We start from the raw sequence: 18958 nt of genomic DNA, 5'->3' as shown, positions 1-18958 counted from the left end.
CATCGGGTACCCCGCGCCACATGGCTGGACAAGTGCGGATCGGCACGTCGGGCTGGGTGTACCCGACGTGGCGGCGCGGCGCGTTCTACCCCGAGGGGCTGGTGCAGCGCCGGGAGCTGGAGCACATCTCGCGCCTGATGACCTCCGTCGAGCTGAACGGCTCGTTCTACTCGCTGCAACGGCCCTCCAGCTACCGGGCGTGGGTCGCGCAGACACCCGACGACTTCGTGTTCGCGGTCAAGGGCGGCCGGTTCATCACGCACCTCAAGCAGCTGCGCGACGTGGAGGTGCCGCTGGCGAACTTCTTCGCCAGCGGCGTGCTGGCGCTGGAGCACAAGCTGGGTCCGTTCCTGTGGCAACTGCCGCCGCGGCTGGCCTACGACCCCGGCCGGCTGGCCACGTTCTTCGACCTGCTCCCCCGCACCACCGGGGAAGCCGCCAAGCTCGCGGAGAACCACGACGCGCGCCTGCCCGACGAGCGCGCCCTCGTGACCACCGAGGTCGACCTGCCCCTGAGGCACGCCCTGGAGGTCCGCCACGAGACGTTCCTGACCGACGAGTTCCACGACCTCCTGCGGGCGCACGGCATCGCCCTGGTCGTCTCCCACAGCGCCGGCCGGTTCCCGTACCTCGACGACGTCACCGCCGACTTCGCCTACCTGCGCCTGCACGGCAACCAGGCCCTCTACGTGGGCAGCTACACCGACGCCGAACTGGACCACTGGGCGGACCGCGTGCGCGAGTGGGCGGCGACCCACGACGTGTACGCGTACTTCGACAACGACACCGACGCGGCGGCCCCGCACGACGCGGTCCGCCTGGCCGCCCGCCTGGGGCGCGATGCCTGACCCCGCACTCGACCGGGCCGCCCGCCTCACCCTGGCCATCGCCCGGGACGGCCCCGACTGCACCTGGTGCCGCCGCCCGTTCACCGGCCACGTCACCCCCACCACCGACCACCTGGTGCCCAAGGTCAAGGGCGGCCCGTCGTGGCTGGAGAACGAGGTGGCCGCCTGCCGGCGCTGCAACCGCGAGCGCGGCCACCTCTCCCCCGCCGACTGGCTCGCCGAGTGCGAACGCCGGGGGTGGCGCCCCGACACCGACCGGGTGGCCCGCGTCCTCGACTCCCTGGCCGGAGCCATCGCCGCCCGGGGCGGCCAACGCCGCGCACGTCCCTACCTGGCAGGCCAGCAACGCCGCCTAAACCACACCAACAGGTGAAGGCCCGGGACAACGGCCCCGTCCCGCTGCAACCTGGGTGACATGAAGATCACCGCGCTCGCCGCCGCCCTCACCCTCCTCACCACCGGCACCGCCGCCGCCACCCCCTCCGCGCCGGCCTGCGACCGGGGCGAGTTCTGCGTCTGGTCGGCCAAGGACTACGCCGACAGGTCGCACCGCCTGGACCTGGAGACCGCGAACCCGCGCGAGTGCATACCCCTGCCGGACGGCTTCACGGCCCGCTCGTTCGCCAACCTCCTCAACCGCGACACGTCGGTGTTCCAGAGCGCGACGTGCTCGACGGAGGCCGACTTCACCACCTACCCGGGCCGGGGCACCTACGTGCCGGACGCCCCGTTCGTGGTGAGAGCGGTCCAGGTCTGGGAACCGTGAGCCGTCGATTCCGGGCGAAGACGACCACGCGGAGGTCGTCTTCGTCCAGAATCGACCACCCGCACCCACGAGGAAGGCCCACCACCAGTGACCACCCGCTCCACCGAGCCGACCAGGCACCTGCCCATCACGACCGAGCAGGCCGAGACGATCACCAGCAGGTCCGCGGCCCGGGGCAGGCTCCTGTTAGCCGCGGGCCTGGTCCTGGGCATCGCCGCCACGTTCCTGACCCCGCTCCTCGTGGGCGGCTACCCGCCCCTGGCCGCCTTCGCCCGGGTGTCGAACAGCGTCGCCGTCGTCATGGTCCCGGCGGCCGGCGTCGTCATGCTGCTGGGCAGACGCGCCCTGGACGGCACACGCCTGGTCCTGCGCCGAACACGCCAACTCCGCAGCGGCATCGGCCTGGCGTGGGCGTTCGCCCTGCTCGGCTCGCTCCTTGCCTGCGCGGCCCAGGGCTACGCCCTCACCAGGGCCACCGGTGACGCCGGCGCGGCATGGCTCCTGCTCCCCCTGTACGCCCTCCCGATCCTCCCCACCTCGGCGGCGGTCGTCACCGGCAGGCGCCTGTTCCCCGTGTAGCGGACCGCCGCACCGACCATGGCACGATGAGCCGGGTGTCGGACCCCACCCTCGCTGATCTCCGTGCCTCCCTCGCAGCCGACGGCGCGCCGGAACACGTGCTCGAACTGGTCGACGACTCGACCGACATCGACGACGCCCTGCAGCGACTTGCCGCGGCGGGCGTCACCGGACGCCGGTGAGCGCGCTGCTGGACGGCTTCACCCCGCTGCTCGAACAGGGCTGCGGCCCGCTGGACGCCGAACTGTCGGGTTCCGACTTCCTCGGCGTGGTGAGCGACAGCGTCGCGCCCGAGGACCTGCACCGGGCGCTGACCGCCGTGGTGAGCGACGGCGAGGCGACCGGCAGCCCCGAAGCGCTGGCGATGGCGCGCGTCCTCGCCGTGCTCGCCCCCGCCCCGGTCCGGGACCTCGCGCGGGCCGCCGCCGACCGGCTCGTCGCCGGCGGGCTGCGCGATCCGAGGTGGGTGAAGGCGGTCGGGAAACCGGCGGTCGGCGAGTGCTTCGGCTACACCGACCCGCGCGGCGCGCAGCAGGGCGTCGCGCTCACCTTCTCCTACGGCCGCAAGGTCCACGTGCTGGTGGTGCTGATCGACCACGACCTCGGCGGCGGGGTGAAGGACTGCTTCGTCACCAACCGCCCGAAGGAGATCAGGGCGGGTTACGAGCAGGCCGCCGAGCAGTACGGCATGGTGTTCCGGGTCTACCCGCCCGAACAGGCGCGCGCGATCGTGGCGGACGCCCTGGACCGCGAGCCCTGCCCGGTCGAGTCGGACCAGGTCGAAGACGTCCGCGCGCACTTGACCCTACTGCGGCAGCGGGTCGAACTGCTCCCCGAGGCGCCCCGCACGCCCGCCGACACCTCCGTCCACCGCCTCAAGATCACACTGAGCGGCTCGAAGCCGCCGATCTGGCGGCGCTTGGAGGTCCCGTCGACCATCCCGCTGGTCCACCTGCACCGCGCCGTGCAGGACGCGTTCGAGTGGGAGGACTGCCACCTCTGGGTGTTCCGCACCCCGGCCGGCGACTACGGCATGCACGACCCGGAACTGGGCCACGGGGACGCCACGGCCGTGACGCTCGCCGACGTCGCACCGAACCCGCAGACCCGCCTGACCTACCTGTACGACTTCGGCGACGACTGGGACCACGACATCCTCGTGGAGGACGTGGCGCAGGCGGAACCCGGCACGGCGTACCCCCGCTGCCTCACCGGCCGCCGCGCCGCCCCACCCGAGGACAGCGGCGGCCTCTGGGGCTACGCCCACCTGTGCGAGGTGCTCGCCGACCCGTCCCACCCGGAGCACGCCGAACTGCTGGAGTGGCTGGAACTCGACGACCCCGCCGACTTCGACCCCGCCGCGTTCGACCGCGACGAGCTGAACGACTACCTGGCCGACTGGGCGAAGGTGCTCGTGAAGCCGTAACCGCGGGGACAACGGCCTGCGGCAGTCGATCCTCCTTGGTCCGATGACCACACCCTGCCGAGCACGGCGGCTCTTCCTACGTCTTCACCACTGCTCCGGATGGTCCAGCTCGAAGTTACGATCAGTCGGATAACGATGGAGCACGGTCCCGCGATGACCTGTTCATCGCCGAACACGCACGTCGGGAGCCGCCTGGATGCCTGTCGCCAAGACCGAACTCGAAGTCAGCGAACTCGTGCGCCGGATCGAACGCGGCGAGATCAGGCTGCCTGAGATCCAGCGCGGTTACGTGTGGAAGCCGACCCAGGTGGCCAAACTGGTCGAGTCGCTCTACCGCGGCTACCCGTCGGGTTCCCTGCTCCTCTGGCAGACCGACGAGACGCCGCAGACCAGGGCACCCGCCATCAGCGGCGAAGCGGGCAAGCCGGCCGTCGTGCCGCTCTACCTGCTGGACGGCCAGCAGCGCGTGACATCGCTGCACCGGGTGTTCACCGACCACCCGCAGGCCGCCATCGTCTTCAACATCGAGACCGAGAGGTTCCAGAACCAGAGCGCGGCGACGGCCAAGGACCCGCGGTGGATCAAGGTGCACGACGTCCTCAAGCCCCAGACCGATCAGTACCGGCTCGTCGGCGAGTTGCACGAGCGCAACCCCTCCATCCCGCCCAACGAGATCAACAAACGCCTCCAGAAACTCGTCGCCATCCCCGGCCACAAGTTCCACATGGAGGTGCTGCACGACTTCCCGTACGACGAGGTCACCCAGATCTTCGTGCGCGTGAACAGCGGCGGCCGGTCGCTCAAGACCTCGGACCTGGCGCTCGCGACCCTCTCGGCGCGGTGGCCGGGTGTGCTCGGGAAGTTGGAGCAGGAGGCGAAGCACTGGGCTGACCGCGGGTACGGCGACATCGACGTCACGTTCCTCACCAGGGCCCTCACCGGTGCGGTGTTGGGGCGTGGCCTGTCCGCCTGGTCTCACGCGCGACTGGTGGCGGCGACCGACGACGAACTCGACCACGGCTGGTCGACCGTCCGACGAGGGCTCCGGCACCTCGTTCCCCTGCTGCAGAACAACCTCGGCGCCTCGCACAGCAAGCTGCTGCCCTCGATGGTCGTCCTGCTGCCGCTGATCGTCCTGCTCGGTGAGCGGAAGGACGAGCAGTTGGACGGCCGCACGGCCGACGCCATCCTGTACTGGTTCCTGGCGGCCACGATTCGCAACCGTTACAGCGGGTCGACCGACACCCGGCTGGGTCAGGACATCCCCGCGGCCCGCACGGCCGACCCGGTGCGCCGCCTGCTGGACAACCTGGGGGTCACCGCGAGCGTGGCGGTGGAGCCCGACGACCTCGCCGGCCGCACCGTGGGCAGCCCGTACTTCTTCCTGAGCTTCCTGGTCGCCAAGGAAGCGGGCGCCAAGGACTGGTGGGGCAGCATCGGCATCTCGGCGGCAGCCGAGGGCAGCCAGGCGCTGGAGTACCACCACATTCACCCGCAGGCGACGCTGAAGAACCACCCCGAGAAGTACAGCAAGGGCGAGATCAACGACCTGTCCAATCTCGCCTTCATCTCCGGCAAGGCCAACCGGAAGATCAGCCACCGGTCGCCGCGGGAGTACTTCCCGACGCTCGGTGACCAGGAGTTGACCGCGCACCTCATCCCGTTGGACGAGGACCTGCGGGATGCGGACCGCTACCGGTCGTTCCTGAGCACGCGGCGGCGCTTGCTGGCGGAGGCGATGACCGGCCTGCTGGAAAGGTTCCGGCCGTCGTGGCTTCCCCCGTCCTCCGAATCCACCAACCCGCTGTCCGGGGCCGTCCTCGAGTTCGAGTGGTACGACAACCCCATCGGCGACGACGTCCTGCTCGCGCGGGCGCGGACGAACGAGGGCACGTGGTCGGGGACGATGTCCGCCGCAGACCTGGGGGACGTGGTGGCCGCCGCCGAGGCCGGTGTGGACGGTGACCTGGCCATCGCCGGTGAGAGTACGCCCGTCCGGGTCCAGGACGAACTGCTCGAGATACCGGTCGGGCCGTTCGTCGTCACCGGCACCCTGCCGGAGTGGCGCAAGGTGCTCGACCGGGAACGCGGCGACGCCCGGCCCGTCGCGGCTCTCACGGAGCCCGGCACCGATCGGTGGAAGGGCGAGCAGTTGATCTTCCCCGTGACCAGCGTCGACTGACGTGGTCCACGAACCGGCATGTCCGCGGCTCGAGCCGGGCGTCCGGATCCGGCCACGGCCCTCCGGTGGCCTCAGGAACAGGCGAGGCGGAGCAGGCACGGACACGTCGCGCCGATCCGGCGGGTAACGCGCACGCCCGACCCGCGATCGGAGATGATGGGCCGTCGAGTCGAAGGGCACGGGGTGGACGAGCAGTCGAGCAGGTGGCACGAGATCACGCAGTCCGCGTTCACGCACGAGCGGGCGGCACTGCGGCAGGTGCGTGAACTGCTGCCCGACCGGCACCCGTACGAGGCGTGGTCGAACTTCACGTTCATCTCCCAGCACGGGCACATCCGCGAGGTGGACCTGCTGGTCGCCACGCCGAGCGGCCTGCACCTGGTCGAGATCAAGAGCTTCAAGGGCCGGTTGGAGAACCGGCACGGCACCTGGGTGCAGCACCGCCCGAACAACCGCCACCCCCGCACGTTCGACAACCCGCTGCCGCTGGCGGACCAGAAGGCCAAGGAACTGAAGGCGCTGCTCGTCCAGGCTGCGCGGCAGGACCGGGTCTCCATCCCGTTCGTGGCGCCCGCGGTCTTCCTGTCCGAACCCGGGCTGGACGTCCGGCTCGACGACTCCCAGCGCCACGGCGTCTACGGGACCGAGACCGGCACGGTGCTGGGCAAGATCGGCTCCGACCTGCTCACCGGTCCGATCAGCCGGACGCCGCTGAGCCCGGACTTCTTCCGCGCGCTGCCGCGCCTGCTCCAGCGGGTGGGCATCCACCCGACCAAGCGCAGCATCACCGTCGGGTCGTGGCAGATCGAGCCCCGCCCGTACGACACGGGACCGACGTGGCAGGACCACCACGCCGAGCGCGAGGACATGCCCGGCGAATACCGCAGGGTCCGGATCTACCTCTACGAGCGCGAAGGCGACGCGGACAAGCAGCGCTCCATCCGCGCCGCCGCCGAGCGCGAGTTCCGCGCCTGCCAGGGCATCCGCCACCCCGGTTTACTCGGCCCGGTGGACCTGGTCGATCACGAGGCAGGCCCCGCGCTGCTGATCGAGCAGCCCCGGGAGGCGCTGCGGCTCGACCACTACATGGTCCAGCACCACGCCGACCTCGACCTGCCCACCCGGCTGGACATGGTCCGCCAGCTCGCCGAGGCGGTGCACTACGCGCACGAGCGGCGGCTAGTGCACCGGGCCCTGTCGCCGCGGGCGGTGATCGTCCTGCCGACCGCCGGCGACTGGACGAAGCCGCAGTTGCAGGTGGGCGAGTGGCAGGCGGCGGCGCGCGGTCTGTCGGGCTCTTCCACGGTGCACCGGCTGCGCCCCAGCACGGGCGCGGTGGCCCACGTCGAGGCCGCCGCCGCGCCCTACCTGGCCCCGGACTTCACCGACGACCCGGACGGCACCGTCGCGATCGACGTGTTCGGTGTGGGCGCGATCGCCTACCTGGTGCTGACCGGTCAGCCGCCCGCCGGCACCCGTTCCGAACTGCTCGACCAGCTGGCCCGGCACGGCGGCCTGCACCCGCGCGCGGTGGACGACGGCATCCCCGACGACCTCGACGCGGTGATCGCGCTGGCCACGGACCCCGTGGTCCGGGACCGGTTCGCCGACGTCGAGCAGTTCCTGGAGGAGTTGTCCGCGTTCCAGCGGCTCGGCGAGCCCTCCGGTGACCGGGCCGATCCCTGGGACGCCGCGCCGGGCGAGCGGCTCGCCGACTCCGACTACGTGGTGCAGCGCGTCCTGGGCACCGGCGCCACCGCGCGGGCGTTCCTGGTCGAGCACGACAACACCGACACGGTCCTGAAGGTCTCGCGGTCCGCCGACGCCGTGGAACGGCTCGCCGAGGAGGCCACCGCCCTGGAGGACCTGCGGCACGAGCACGTCGTCGTGCGCAGGCGCAGCCTGTTCCCGCTGGGCAGCAGGCAGGCGATCGAGATCGACTACGCGGGCGAGCGGTCGCTGGCCCACATCCTGCGCGACGAGGGCGCGCTGCTGCCGGACAAGCTCCAACTGCTGGGCGACCAGCTGCTCGACGCCCTGTCCTACCTGGAGCGCAAGGGCGTGCTGCACCGCGACATCAAGCCGGACAACCTGGGCCTGCGCAGCCACCCGAAGTACGGGCAGGGACTGGTGCTGTTCGACTTCTCGCTGGCCGGGGCACCGATCAACGACGTGACCGCGGGCACCCGCGGGTACATCGACCCGTTCCTGGGCAGTGACCGCCGCCCGGTGTACGACCTGCACGCCGAGCGCTACGCGGCGGCCGTGACGCTGCACGAGATGGCCAGCCTGGAGCTGCCGTCGTGGGGCGAGGACGGCACGAACCCCCGGTTCCACACCGAGCCGGTGACGGTGGCCGCCGAACTGTTCGAGACCGGGCTGCGGGAGCCGCTGCGCGAGTTCTTCGGCAAGGCGCTGCACCGCGACGCCGACAAGCGGTTTACCTCCGCCGCCCAGATGCGCGAGGCGTGGCAGCGGGTGTTCACCGCGCTGGACGAGACCGCGCCGGCGTCGGTGTCGTCCTCGGGTTCCGACGACCCCGAGGAGTTGCGCCGGGAAGCGGCCGAGCGGGCGACCCTGGACACCGCGCTGAACGCGGCCGGGCTGACGCTGCGGGCGGTCGCGGTGGCGAACCGGCTCGGCGCGGACACCGTGGGCGACTTGCTGGACCTGCGGATCAACGAGGTGCGCAAGGCGCGGGGCTTGAGCCGCAAGACCCGCACCGAACTGCTCGACCGCATCGCCGCGTGGCGGACCAGGCTCGTGACCGAGCCCGGTGCGATCACCACCTCGGAACTGCCGTCCGACGTGGACGGCTCGCGCCTGCCGCTGGACGCGATCGTCGCGATGCTCCTGCCGAAGGCCAGGCGCCGCAACGACACCCAGGCCGCGATCAGCCGCCTGCTGCTCGGCCTGCCCGACGAGGGCGGGGTGCTGCCCGCGACGCGGTGGCCGACGAGCGTCGTGGTCGCCAGGGGCACCAACCTGACGCAGGGCCGGATCAGCCAGGTCCTGTCCGCCCGCCGCCGGGCGTGGTCGGACCTGGACGTGCTCGACACCGTGCTCGGCGAGGTGGTCGACGCCCTGGTGTCGTTCCGCCGGGTCGCCGCCGCCGAAGAGCTCGCGGAACACCTGCTGGCGCAGCACGGCTGCTCGGGTGTGGAGGCCCACCCGGTGCGCATGGCCTACGCCTACGCCGTGCTGCGGGCCGCCTACGAGGTGGACTGGCAGCGCGACGAACCGCGGCTGTCGTTGCGCCGGTACCACGAGCGGGTGCTGCTGGCGTTGCAGGTCGGTTCGGCGGACCCGGTGGACACGCCGTCCGACGAGTCGTTGCTGGACCTCGCCGAGCGGTTGGCGGACAAGGCCGGTGAGCTGGCCGCCCAGGACCCGCTGCCGACGCCGACCGCCGTGGTGCGCGAGCTGGCGGCCCGCGCGGAGCGGACCGGCGAGGTGTTCGACGAGAAGCGCCTGGTCAGGTTGGCCGCGGCGGGCTCCGGCACGGTGCTGGCGAACCTCCGCCTGGAGCTGTACCCGCGAGACCTGCCCGTGGTGCGGGCGCTCCGGCTGGCGCAGGCGGGCGCGGGGATGCCCGAGGGCGGCCTGACTGCAGACGGCGTGCAGCAGCGGCTGGACAACCGGTTCCCCGGCCTCGACCGCCTGCCGACCGGCCGGGATCTGGCGGAGTTGCTGACCGAGGCCGGGTTCCCTGTGTCCTGGGACGGCGAGCTCTACCGCCCGCGCACGCCCGAGACGACCGGCGTGACGCGCGTGTCCTCGTCGACGGGGTCGCTGAGCCACCACCCGATCGTCCCCGGCACCGCCGCCAGCGACGTGGACGCCCGCTTGGTGGATGCGGCGCAGCGTGGCGGGGTGCGGATCATCACCGCGCGGCGCAAGCGCTGGGCGCAGGCACGGGCCGCGGTGGAGGCCGCGCTGGGCGTGCCGGTGGTGGACGTGACGGCGGCGTTCGTGGCCGCGTTGCGCGACGTCGCCAGGGAGCACCGGATTCCCGACTTCGACCGCGTGCTCCGCGCCGACGCCGCCGACTCCGGCAGCAGGGAGCAGCTGAACCTGCACCGGGTGGTGGAGCTGGCGTGCGGAGCGCTGGAGCGGGAGTGGACGCGGCAGCCCGTGTTGGCGCTGGACGCCCTGACGCCGCTCGGCAGGTACCCGGCCGGACAGGCACTGCTGGACCGCCTGACCAAGCGAGCCCGTTACGGCGCGGAGGATGGCGGGTTGGCGGGACCGGACGCATTGGTGCTGCTGTGCCCGGCCGGTGACGAAACGACGGTTCCTCGCATCAATGATTACTTCATCAGGGTGAACACAGCGGAGGAATGGATCATCGCCCGGTCCCCGTGGCCTCCGGCCGGGATACCTTCTTCGCTCGTCGGCTGAGTTGCCGGGTTCCACCACTCGGCAGCTTCGCCGTGTGGGAACCTGGGTACGCACAGCGACGTCTCACGTGCACACCGTGGTCGGGGCAGGAGAAGGGGAGACTCATGCCGTTCATGGCGAGTGGTGGTGGCGGAGCCGGCGAGACGGGGGCCCCGACGTCCGGACCGGTGACCATGCAGGTCGAGCCGGGCCGGATTCTGGTCCTCAAGGCCCGCTACGAAGCCGTCCGCGACACGGTCCAAGATTTCGTGGATAGCCAGCGCGAGAACCTGCGGGGACGATCGGTCGCCGATGACGACGTTTCACGCGACGCAGCGAACACATTCGCCGAGAACGCCACCACGGCGATCGACGTGACCAGGAAGTTCATTGACCAACTCGGCTTGAGCATCGATCAACTCGACCAAGCCGCGAAGACCTACAACTTGGTCGAGGACGTCAACACCGCGACCATGAGGCAGGACAGGGGACTCTGAACACCATGCGTCGACCTCTTGTCGGTGTACTGGCGATACTGGCGTTCACGGCAGCGTGCAGTCCGTCAGCGGGAAAGCCGGTTCCCGCAGAATCCACGACTGCGTCGTCGGAGACTTCCTCGACGTCGACCAAGCCGTCATCGACTCGACCTCGTGAGATCAGGTTCGACGGCGTGGAGCCATGCGAACTGCTGACAGCCGAGCAGTTGCCCGACCTGAAGATCGACCGTCCAGGCAGGACTGTCACCAGCGACTTCTACAAGACGACGGCCTGCTCGTGGACCGTGACCGGAGCGAGCAACCGCCTGACCCCCGTGACCAAGGAAGGCATCGAGGAGTGGACCGGCGGCAAACGAACCGGGCAGCCGACGGAGATCGAACCAATCCTCGGGTTCCGCGCAATCACGGTGACATTGCCATCTGACTCCGAAGCCTGCGACGTCATGGTCGATACGGCAGACGGCCAGTATCTCGTCGCGGCGTTCTCGGTCAGTCAGAGTTTCAAGGACCGCTTTCCCGAGCCCTGCGACGGGGCGCGAAAGCTCGCGGAAGCGGCCATGCAGAACTTGTTGAAGTAAGGGGGAGAGCTCGATGGGCGGGATAGGCAACCACAACTTCGACGCGCAGTCACACAAGCAGCTCTACGAGAATATCCACGGCGGGCCGGGCCACTCGGCAGCGCAGGCCGTGGACGACGCCTGGAACAGCTTCCGCGCGGTGATGGGCAACGCCAAGAGCGAACTGGAGTCGGCGATCCGGGACGCGGGGGCGGTCTGGGTCGGCGCGGCGGGCGAGAAGTTCACCAGCAGCGCGGCTCCGCTGGTGCAGTGGGCCGAGGACGCCCGCGTCGCCGGCGTCGAGACGCACCACGCCTTCTCCGCCCAGACCTCCCACTACGGCGGCGCGAAGACGCGGATGCCGGAACCGGTCGAGGTCACCTCCACGGCGAACGACGACTTCTTCGGCATCCCGGCCGGCTTCACGCACCTGGTCGGCGGTCAGACCGACCAGGACGTTCAGGAGCAGCAGGCGAACGAGGCCAAGCGCGAAGCGGTCCGGGTGATGAACGGCTACCGCGACGGCGCGTCCTCGGCGGTGAACCTCCTGGGCACGTTCACGCCGCCGCCCCAGGTGACGACGCAGGTCGTCGAGCCGAAGTTCGAGCAGTCCGAGGCGCAGAGCCGGTATTCGCAGCAGTTCTCGGACGGCCAGTGGAGCACGTCCGCTTCCACCGACCCGAGCCGGACCAGCGCGCCCCAGTTTCAGCCACCGGTGAGCACTCCCCCGGCGATCGCGCCCACCGGCGGCGACACCAACACCTCGGCGGTCGGAACGACACCGGACGTCGTCGCACCTCGACCCGGCCCCACACCGATCACTCCCCCGCCCTACACGCCCGGACCGCCGCAACCCCCGGTCGCGGTACCACCCGGCATGATCAGGCGGAACCCGGTCCCCGACTTCCACGACCGGCGGACCCCGTCCGGCGGCAACCCGCCCGGCAAGGGCACCGGTGCGGGCGTTCCCAAGGGATTCGGCGGCAACGGCCCCGGTGGGTCGCCCAGGTTCGGCGGCGGCCTGCCCGGCGTTCCGGGGCAGCCCGGTCACGGCGGCCTGCCGTTCGGTCCCGGCTCGTCCTCCGGCATCGCCGGAGACCAGCACGCCAGCCGCGCCGGCACCGGTGGCGTTGCGGCAGGAGCGAGGGGTGCGGCGGGCGGCCCGATGGTGGGCGGCATGGCCGGCGCACCACAAGGCGCTCAGGGTGAGGACGACATCGAGCACAAGACCGCGCCCTACCTGGAAGAGCTGGACGACGTGTGGGGCCAGGACTCCATGCCCCGAGTCGCGCCGCCGGTGATCGGGGACGACGGCCCGTGAGGTTCACCCTGTCCCGGCTGGAGTTCGAGCTGTGCTGGGACCACCTGAAGCTGGGCGAGTACCCGACGATCCTGTCGATCCCCTCCCACGGCGCGACGCTGGACGAGCGCCGCGCGTTGTTCAACGACGCGTGGCGCTCGCTGGAGGCACGCGGGCTGGTCGAGCGCGGCGGACTGGACGCCCGCCTGGCCGGTTCGCTGGAGTTGTTGGCACGTCCGGACCGCGAGGTCGACGCCCGGCTGCGACTGGACTCCGGCCCACGGGTCCGCGCGGTCGCGGCGGCCCGACGCGGGCACGCGGTGTCGGCCGTGCTGACCGCGGACGCGCTGGTGTTGAGCCGGATCGACGAGAGCACGCTCGCCGCGTCGCTGGTGGCGCTGCTGCCTCCGCACCCGACTCCCCGGTCACGGTCCATCAGCGTCCCCGCGGCGGACCTGGAACGGGCGGCGGCTGCCGCCGGCGAATCCGCCACCCGCCTGGAGAACGCGCTGCGGGACACGGGCCTGTCCCGGCCCGACGCGCAGAAGATCGGCTCGGTCCTCGGCAACGTGCAGCGGATGGGCCAGTTCGGCGCGGCGGTCCGCCCGCCCCTGCACGGCGGGCCCGGGCCGAGGAGGCGCGGCCCGTACGCGGTGTCGTTCTACGACACCCCGGAAGGGCGGTGGCAGTTCACCCGCCGACCGTCCGGCGACGGGCGGGAGTGGTCCACCCTGAGCCCGGCCGACCCCCAGCGGCTCGTTCACGCCGTGTCGGAGTTGCTGGGCCTGACCGGCTGATCGGCTTCGACGGACTCCTGATCGACCTGGTTGGTCAGGAGTTCCGCCACCGTCATGTCCTCGACGGGCTTCTCGGGTGTCATCGGGATGCCCTCAGGACGACAGTCGATGACGGCCCGCTTGGTCCACGACGTGGTCGAACGGCAGCAGCGCCAGCCGCACGTCCCGACGCAGTCCGCAGTCCGCCGAATCGCACGCCGGGCACCACCCCTCCTTGCTGAGCGGGTGGGCGTTCAGGCACGTCAGCACCGCGCCGATCAAGCGGAACGTCTCCGCACGCGCCATTTCCAGCGCCGTGCTGTCCGGCTTGCGCAGCACGCCCACCAGCACTTCCTTCATGTGCAACCGGACCACACGGTCGTCCTCAACACTGTTCACCCGACCGAGGCTCGCATCCCCTTTCAGTTTCCGCAATGATTTGCAGTAGCTCGAAAGGGCCAGGCTAAGCATTCACGCGAACCGCACAAATATTTCAGTCCGTGACAAGGGGAGACGGTGTCGAAGCAGCAGAGCAGCGTCGCGACCAGGCGGATCGGCTTCGAACTCGAACGCCTGCGCCGTGCCGCCGGGCACAACCTGCAAAACGTCGCCGGGGCGCTGGGGGTGTCGATCAGCACCTTGAGCCGCTTGGAGAACGGCAAGCGCGAGCCGAACGTGGAAGAGGTCGCCTCGATCCTGACCTTCCTCGGCGTCGTCGGCCCCGAGCGCCACCGCCTGCTGGACGAAGCTCGGGGCAGTGGCCGCACAGGCCACATCGAGATCTCACCGGTGCGGAGTCGCACCTACCGGGACTTCGAGATGCGGGCGACCACGATCACGAACTATGAGTTGATGTTGGTGCCGGGCCTCGCTCAGACTCCCGACTACACCCGTGCGGCTCTCAACTCCCTGGTGTTCGATCAGGAGAAGGCCGACATCGAGGCGCGCGTCGCGCAGCGCGCGGCACGTCAGAACATCCTGAACAGGCCGGTGCCGCCGCAACTGCACTTGATCATCTCCGAGGCAGCACTGCGGCTGCGCGCGGGGGCGCACGGCGTCATGGCCGCCCAACTCCGCCACCTGATCACGCTGTCCAGCCGCCCGAAGGTCTCGATCCGTGTCGTCCCTGCCTTGGTCGGGCTGCACGCTGGGTTGTCCGGCCAGTTCTCGATGCTCGACTTCCCCGACGCTTCCACCATCGTCCACACGGAGGACAGCGTGACCAGCCTCTTCGTTGACGACTACCGACAGGTGCAGCTCTATAGGCTCACCGCGGAGAAGCTCATGACCGTGGCGCTGGATGAGCGGAAGTCGGTTCACCTGATGGTATCCATCGCCAACGGCCTCGACGGAGGGTGAGGCGGAGCACTGATGACAGCGCCCACATGGCGGACGAGCAGCTACACCAGCAACGAAAACTGCGTCGAAGTCGCGTTCGGGGCGCAGGTGGTCGGCATCCGGGACTCGAAGCATCCTGAGGCAGGGGACTTCACGATCACCGCGGACTCGTTCCGGGCCTTCGTACGCTCGCTGAAGAACGACTGAGTTGCGAGTGGGGTGGTTGTGCCGTCCGGACCACCTCGCTCCCCTAACCTGGCTCCTCGTGACGCCGCCCTCCTTTGATCCCGACAAGAAGTTGCTGGCCGACCTGCAGAAGCAGGTGTTGACGCTTGAGGAAGACCTGCGTGAGCAGGTCGAACGGCTACCCGAGGTCAAAGCCCGGCTGGAGGAGCTGCACAAGGCCACGCTGACCTCGGCGACGTTCGGCACGTTCCTCGCCGAGCAGGTCACCCAGTCGGCCGTGGCATGGGTGCTGGGCACGGTGTTCGTGCGGTGGTCCGAGGACAACGGCCTCATCGCCCCCGTGCTGTCGGGACCGGGTGACCGTCTCGCCGAGGCCGAGGACTCGCAGACCGCGTTCTTCCACCAGCAGCCGCACGCCACCGACGCGGACTGGATCGAGCATGGCTTCGACTCGCTGCGGCGCAGCGACGCGGGCACGGCCCTGTTCGACCGGGAGCACAACCCGGCCTATCGCATCCCCATGTCGCACGACGGCGCTAAGGCGTTGATCACCTTCTGGCGGTCCCGCCGGTCGGACGGTTCGCTGATCCACGACTTCCGCGACGACACGTGGAACACCCGCTTCCTCGGCGACCTCTACCAGGACATGTCGCAGGCGGCGAAGGACAAGTACGCCTTGCTCCAGACGCCCGAGTTTGTCGAGGAGTTCATCCTCGACTACACGCTGATGCCAGCGCTGGAAGAGTTCGGCCTGGAAGGCTTCCGACTGATCGACCCGACGTGCGGGTCGGGCCACTTCCTGCTGGGCGCGTTCCATCGACTTGTGGACGCCTGGCGCGAGCAGAACCCGAGCCTGAGCGAGACGGAGATAGCCCGCAAGGCTCTCGACTCGGTCCACGGCGTGGACCTGAATCCGTATGCGGTCGCCATCGCCCGCTTCCGCCTCACTCTCGCGGCGTGGCGGGTGGCTGGTGTGCGCACCATCGGACAGGCGGAGGGCCAACGCTGGGCGGTCACCGTCGCGATCGGCGATTCTCTACTGGCCAACAAGCGCGGAACGCTCGACGGGATGGACGAGGCGGTAGGGCTCAAGCTCACGTCGGAGGATGTCGAGGACTTCCCCACGCTGCTCGATGAGGGCTCCTACCACGTCGTTGTAGGCAACCCTCCCTATATCACGGTCAGCGACACAGCGCTCAATCACGAGTACCGCAGGAAGTACACGGCCTGTCATCGCCAGTTCCAACTCACTGTGCCGTTCGCCCAGCGGTTCTTCGAACTGGCGCGACGTGGAAGCTCCGACCGGCGCGGCGCGGGGTTCGTCGGACAGATCACGTCGAACGGCTTCATGAAGCGCGAGTTCGGCACCAAGCTCATCAAGGACTTCTTCCCAACGATTGATCTCACTCACGTCATCGACACATCGGGCGCGTTCATACCGGACCACGGGACACCCACGGTGATTCTGGTTGGCCGCCGACGCTTTCCTGACCGAGGTCACGCAGTACGTGCAGTTCTGGGCGTTCGAGGAGAACCTACAGAGCCAGCAGTACCCGCCAATGGTCTGGTGTGGACCGCAATCAAGAAGCAAGTCGACAATCCCGGCAGCGAGTCAGAGTGGATCAGCGTCACCGACTTTCCTCGCGAACGGCTCAACCAGCACCCTTGGTCCCTTAGTGGCGGCGGCGCCGACACACTCATGGAACTAATTGACAGTCATGAAGCCCGACTAACCGATCTTGACATTGAGATCGGAAGGACAACACACACCGGCCTCGATGAGGCATTTTATCTTCCTGTCGCCGCAATTGCTCGACACGGTCTCGACAAGGAGTCCGTTCCCGTAATCCTAGGTGATGAAGTTCGCGATTATGCGATCAAGAGTGATACCGCCACCCTGTTCCCGTACACCGACACGGGGAAGACAACTCCTCCAACGCCACAACTGCTGCGACGAATGTGGCCGCTACGCCAAAACCTCCGCATGCGCATGGATTTCGGACAGCACCCACACGAACGCGGCTTGCGCTGGCTCGATCACAGCATGTTTTTCGCCAACCGATACAAGATGCCCTTCTCGCTCTCATTCGCGTTTGTCGCCACCCATAATCATTTCGTGCTCGATCGTGGCGGTAAAGTATTCAAGCAGTCCGCACCGGTGATCAAACTGCTGTCCGACGCCGCCGAGGATGACTACCTGAAACTCCTTGGACTCCTAAACTCCTCTTGCGCTTGCTTTTGGATGAAGCAGGTCAGCCACGACAAGGGAAGTCAAGGCGTAAACGAGGGGTTCAAGTCACAGGAGTGGGAGCGGTTCTACGAGTTCACAGGAACCAAGCTGGAGCAGTTCCCATTGCCCAAGGAGCTACCGCTTGCCCGCGCTTGGCGTCTGGACGATCTGGCGCAGCGAACGTCCGCGTCGTCGCCCAAGACTGCAGCCAACACCCAGGTTCCGCGTCGTGCTCTCCTTAACCAGGCCCACACCGACTGGACAGACCTTCGCGCACGGATGATCACCGAGCAGGAGGAGTTGGACTGGGACGTTTACCAGCGCTACGGCTTGCTCTCCGACGCCGAAGCCGCCGAGGTGGTCATTCCCGACCCTGCCACCGTTCCCGCCCTTAACCTCGGCGAACGGGCCTTCGAGATCATCCTCGCCCGCAAGGTGGCCGCCGGTGAGACCGAAACGCAGTGGTTCGCGCGCCACGGCTCCACACCCATCACCGAGCTGCCTGCCCACTGGCCGGACGACTACCGCCGCGTGGTGGAAGCCCGCATCGCGCTCATCGAGAAGCGCCGGGACATCGCGCTCATCGAGCGCCCCGAGTGCAAGCGCCGTTGGGCCACCGAACCGTGGGCCAAGCAGCAGGAGCGCGCCCTGCGTGAATGGCTCCAGGACCGCCTCGAAGCCCGTCACCTCTGGTTCGCCGAGGACGCCTACGGCGTCGAGCAGCCGACCACGCGCTCGGTTTCCGAACTGACCGACCTCATGCGCAACGACGCCGACTTCACCGAGGTCGCCCGCTTCTGGGCCTCCGACACCCTGGGCAGCCAGGACATCGACCTCGCGGACATCGTCGCCGCGCTGGTCGACGAGGAGCACGTCCCCTTCCTCCCCGTCCTCCGCTACAAGCCCGCCGGCCTGCGCAAGCGCGCCGACTGGGAGCACGTCTGGGACCTCCAGCGCCAAGAGGACGCCATCGCCGCAGAACTGGGCAAGGAAGTCGCGGACCCGGCCGTGCGCATGGCCGTCGCCGAAAGGCTCGGCACGATCCCGGTCCCCCCGAAGTACGGCTCGGGCGATTTCCTGCGCAATTCCTACTGGCGGCACCGCGGTAAGCTCGACGTCCCGAAGGAAAGGTTCATCTCCTACCCCACCGCCACTCGCGACGGTGACGGGAGCCTGCTGCTGGGCTGGGCGGGCTGGAACCACCGGGAACAGGCGCACGCGCTCGCCGTCCTCATCAGCCACCGCCAAGGTGAAGAGGGCTGGGAGCGCGACCGCCTCCTGCCGCTCCTCGCCGGCCTGAACGAGGTGCTGCCGTGGGTGAAGCAGTGGCACGGCAACGTGGACCCGGCGATCGGCGAATCGCCCTACGTGGTCTACCAGGGATTCCTCGATAACCAACTCGGCGAGTTGCACATCGCGAAGTCCGACCTCGCGGCGTGGCAGCCGTCCGCCCGGGTGGACGTCTCACCGTTGCCGCGCAAGGCCGGGCACGCGAAGCCGGTCGCCGCACCTCGCCGCGCCAAGGTGGACGTCTCGTTCACCTCGGAGCAGTTCCAGGTGGTGTTGGACTTCGCGAGCAGCGGCCCGTTGACGACGGCCCAGGCCGCCGAACTCACGGGTTTGCCGACCACCGCGACCCGAGCGCTGCTCAAGCAGTTGGTCGAGCGAGGTGATCTCGTGCAGACGGGCCAGAAGCGGGGCACCCGCTTCGAGGTGCCCACCGGCATGTGATCCGGGGTTCGGCTGCGCCTCGCCGCGTCACTCCACTACAGTCCGGAGTCGATTGACTACGGATTGCGGGGGGCGACGTGGCCGAGACATTCAGTTTCGGGTTCGAAGAAGGTGACGAAGAGGACCGCCGGCCACGTCGGAGGCAGGAAGCTGCTCCCGACG

Annotated in this window: 16 protein-coding genes; 15 read left to right on the top strand and 1 reads right to left on the bottom strand. The window is 69.3% G+C overall.

Going from position 1 to position 18958, the window contains the following annotated elements:
- Nucleotides 1-20: 20 nt before the first annotated feature.
- The 12 genes from J2S66_RS00190 (at nt 21) to J2S66_RS00135 (ending at nt 13332) form a co-directional block, all read left to right on the top strand.
- Complete coding sequence (locus J2S66_RS00190; RefSeq protein WP_310302079.1) at nt 21-848, top strand: DUF72 domain-containing protein; 828 nt, start codon at nt 21-23, stop codon at nt 846-848.
- A complete protein-coding gene (locus tag J2S66_RS00185) occupies nt 841-1221 on the top strand; it encodes an HNH endonuclease (protein ID WP_310302077.1) in 381 nt (126 codons plus the stop codon). The genes J2S66_RS00190 and J2S66_RS00185 overlap by 8 nt, the downstream gene beginning before the upstream one ends.
- A gap of 42 nt (nt 1222-1263) precedes the next feature.
- A complete protein-coding gene (locus J2S66_RS00180) occupies nt 1264-1614 on the top strand; it encodes a peptidase inhibitor family I36 protein (RefSeq protein ID WP_310302075.1) in 351 nt (116 codons plus the stop codon).
- A gap of 87 nt (nt 1615-1701) precedes the next feature.
- Nucleotides 1702-2193: a hypothetical protein gene (locus J2S66_RS00175; protein ID WP_310302073.1), complete on the top strand. Its 492-nt coding sequence runs from the start codon at nt 1702-1704 to the stop codon at nt 2191-2193.
- Nucleotides 2194-2219: 26 nt separating this feature from the next.
- Nucleotides 2220-2375, top strand: coding sequence for a hypothetical protein (locus J2S66_RS00170; protein ID WP_310302072.1), 156 nt, complete (start codon nt 2220-2222; stop codon nt 2373-2375).
- Entirely contained in the window at nt 2372-3619 is a 1248-nt protein-coding gene (locus J2S66_RS00165) for a plasmid pRiA4b ORF-3 family protein (protein WP_310302068.1), read from the top strand. The genes J2S66_RS00170 and J2S66_RS00165 overlap by 4 nt, the downstream gene beginning before the upstream one ends.
- 196 nt (nt 3620-3815) lie before the next feature.
- Entirely contained in the window at nt 3816-5801 is a 1986-nt protein-coding gene (locus tag J2S66_RS00160; protein ID WP_310302066.1) for a GmrSD restriction endonuclease domain-containing protein, read from the top strand.
- A 183-nt stretch (nt 5802-5984) separates the two neighbouring features.
- Nucleotides 5985-10202: a BREX system serine/threonine kinase PglW gene (gene pglW / locus J2S66_RS00155; RefSeq protein ID WP_310302064.1), complete on the top strand. Its 4218-nt coding sequence runs from the start codon at nt 5985-5987 to the stop codon at nt 10200-10202.
- 104 nt (nt 10203-10306) lie between these two features.
- Nucleotides 10307-10678, top strand: coding sequence for a PE domain-containing protein (locus tag J2S66_RS00150; RefSeq protein WP_310302062.1), 372 nt, complete (start codon nt 10307-10309; stop codon nt 10676-10678).
- Between the two features lie 5 nt (nt 10679-10683).
- Entirely contained in the window at nt 10684-11256 is a 573-nt protein-coding gene (locus J2S66_RS00145; RefSeq protein ID WP_310302059.1) for a DUF3558 domain-containing protein, read from the top strand.
- Between the two features lie 13 nt (nt 11257-11269).
- Nucleotides 11270-12556 (top strand): PPE family protein, encoded by a 1287-nt coding sequence (locus J2S66_RS00140; RefSeq protein WP_310302056.1) that lies wholly within the window; start codon nt 11270-11272, stop codon nt 12554-12556.
- Nucleotides 12553-13332 (top strand): ESX secretion-associated protein EspG, encoded by a 780-nt coding sequence (locus J2S66_RS00135; protein WP_310302055.1) that lies wholly within the window; start codon nt 12553-12555, stop codon nt 13330-13332. Before J2S66_RS00140 ends, J2S66_RS00135 begins: the two co-directional genes overlap by 4 nt.
- 93 nt (nt 13333-13425) lie before the next feature.
- Here the strand turns inward: J2S66_RS00135 and J2S66_RS00130 are convergent, their stop codons facing one another.
- Nucleotides 13426-13686: a hypothetical protein gene (locus J2S66_RS00130; RefSeq protein WP_310302052.1), complete on the bottom strand. Its 261-nt coding sequence runs from the start codon at nt 13684-13686 to the stop codon at nt 13426-13428.
- 141 nt (nt 13687-13827) lie between these two features.
- Here J2S66_RS00130 and J2S66_RS00125 point away from each other — a divergent pair, with 141 nt between their 5' ends.
- The 3 genes from J2S66_RS00125 to pglX are packed head-to-tail and all read left to right on the top strand — an operon-like array spanning nt 13828 to nt 18796.
- Nucleotides 13828-14670 (top strand): helix-turn-helix domain-containing protein, encoded by an 843-nt coding sequence (locus tag J2S66_RS00125; protein WP_310302050.1) that lies wholly within the window; start codon nt 13828-13830, stop codon nt 14668-14670.
- Nucleotides 14671-14682: 12 nt separating this feature from the next.
- The gene (locus J2S66_RS00120; RefSeq protein ID WP_310302048.1) at nt 14683-14856 is read left to right on the top strand and encodes a DUF397 domain-containing protein; all 174 of its coding nucleotides are present in this window, start codon (nt 14683-14685) and stop codon (nt 14854-14856) included.
- Nucleotides 14857-14914: 58 nt separating this feature from the next.
- Nucleotides 14915-18796 (top strand): BREX-2 system adenine-specific DNA-methyltransferase PglX, encoded by a 3882-nt coding sequence (gene pglX, locus J2S66_RS00115; RefSeq protein WP_310302046.1) that lies wholly within the window; start codon nt 14915-14917, stop codon nt 18794-18796.
- Nucleotides 18797-18958 lie beyond the last annotated feature (162 nt).

The organism is Saccharothrix longispora (genome assembly GCF_031455225.1).
Classification (GTDB): Bacteria; Actinomycetota; Actinomycetes; order Mycobacteriales; family Pseudonocardiaceae; genus Actinosynnema; species Actinosynnema longispora.
This window is presented reverse-complemented; position numbering and strand designations above follow the sequence as displayed.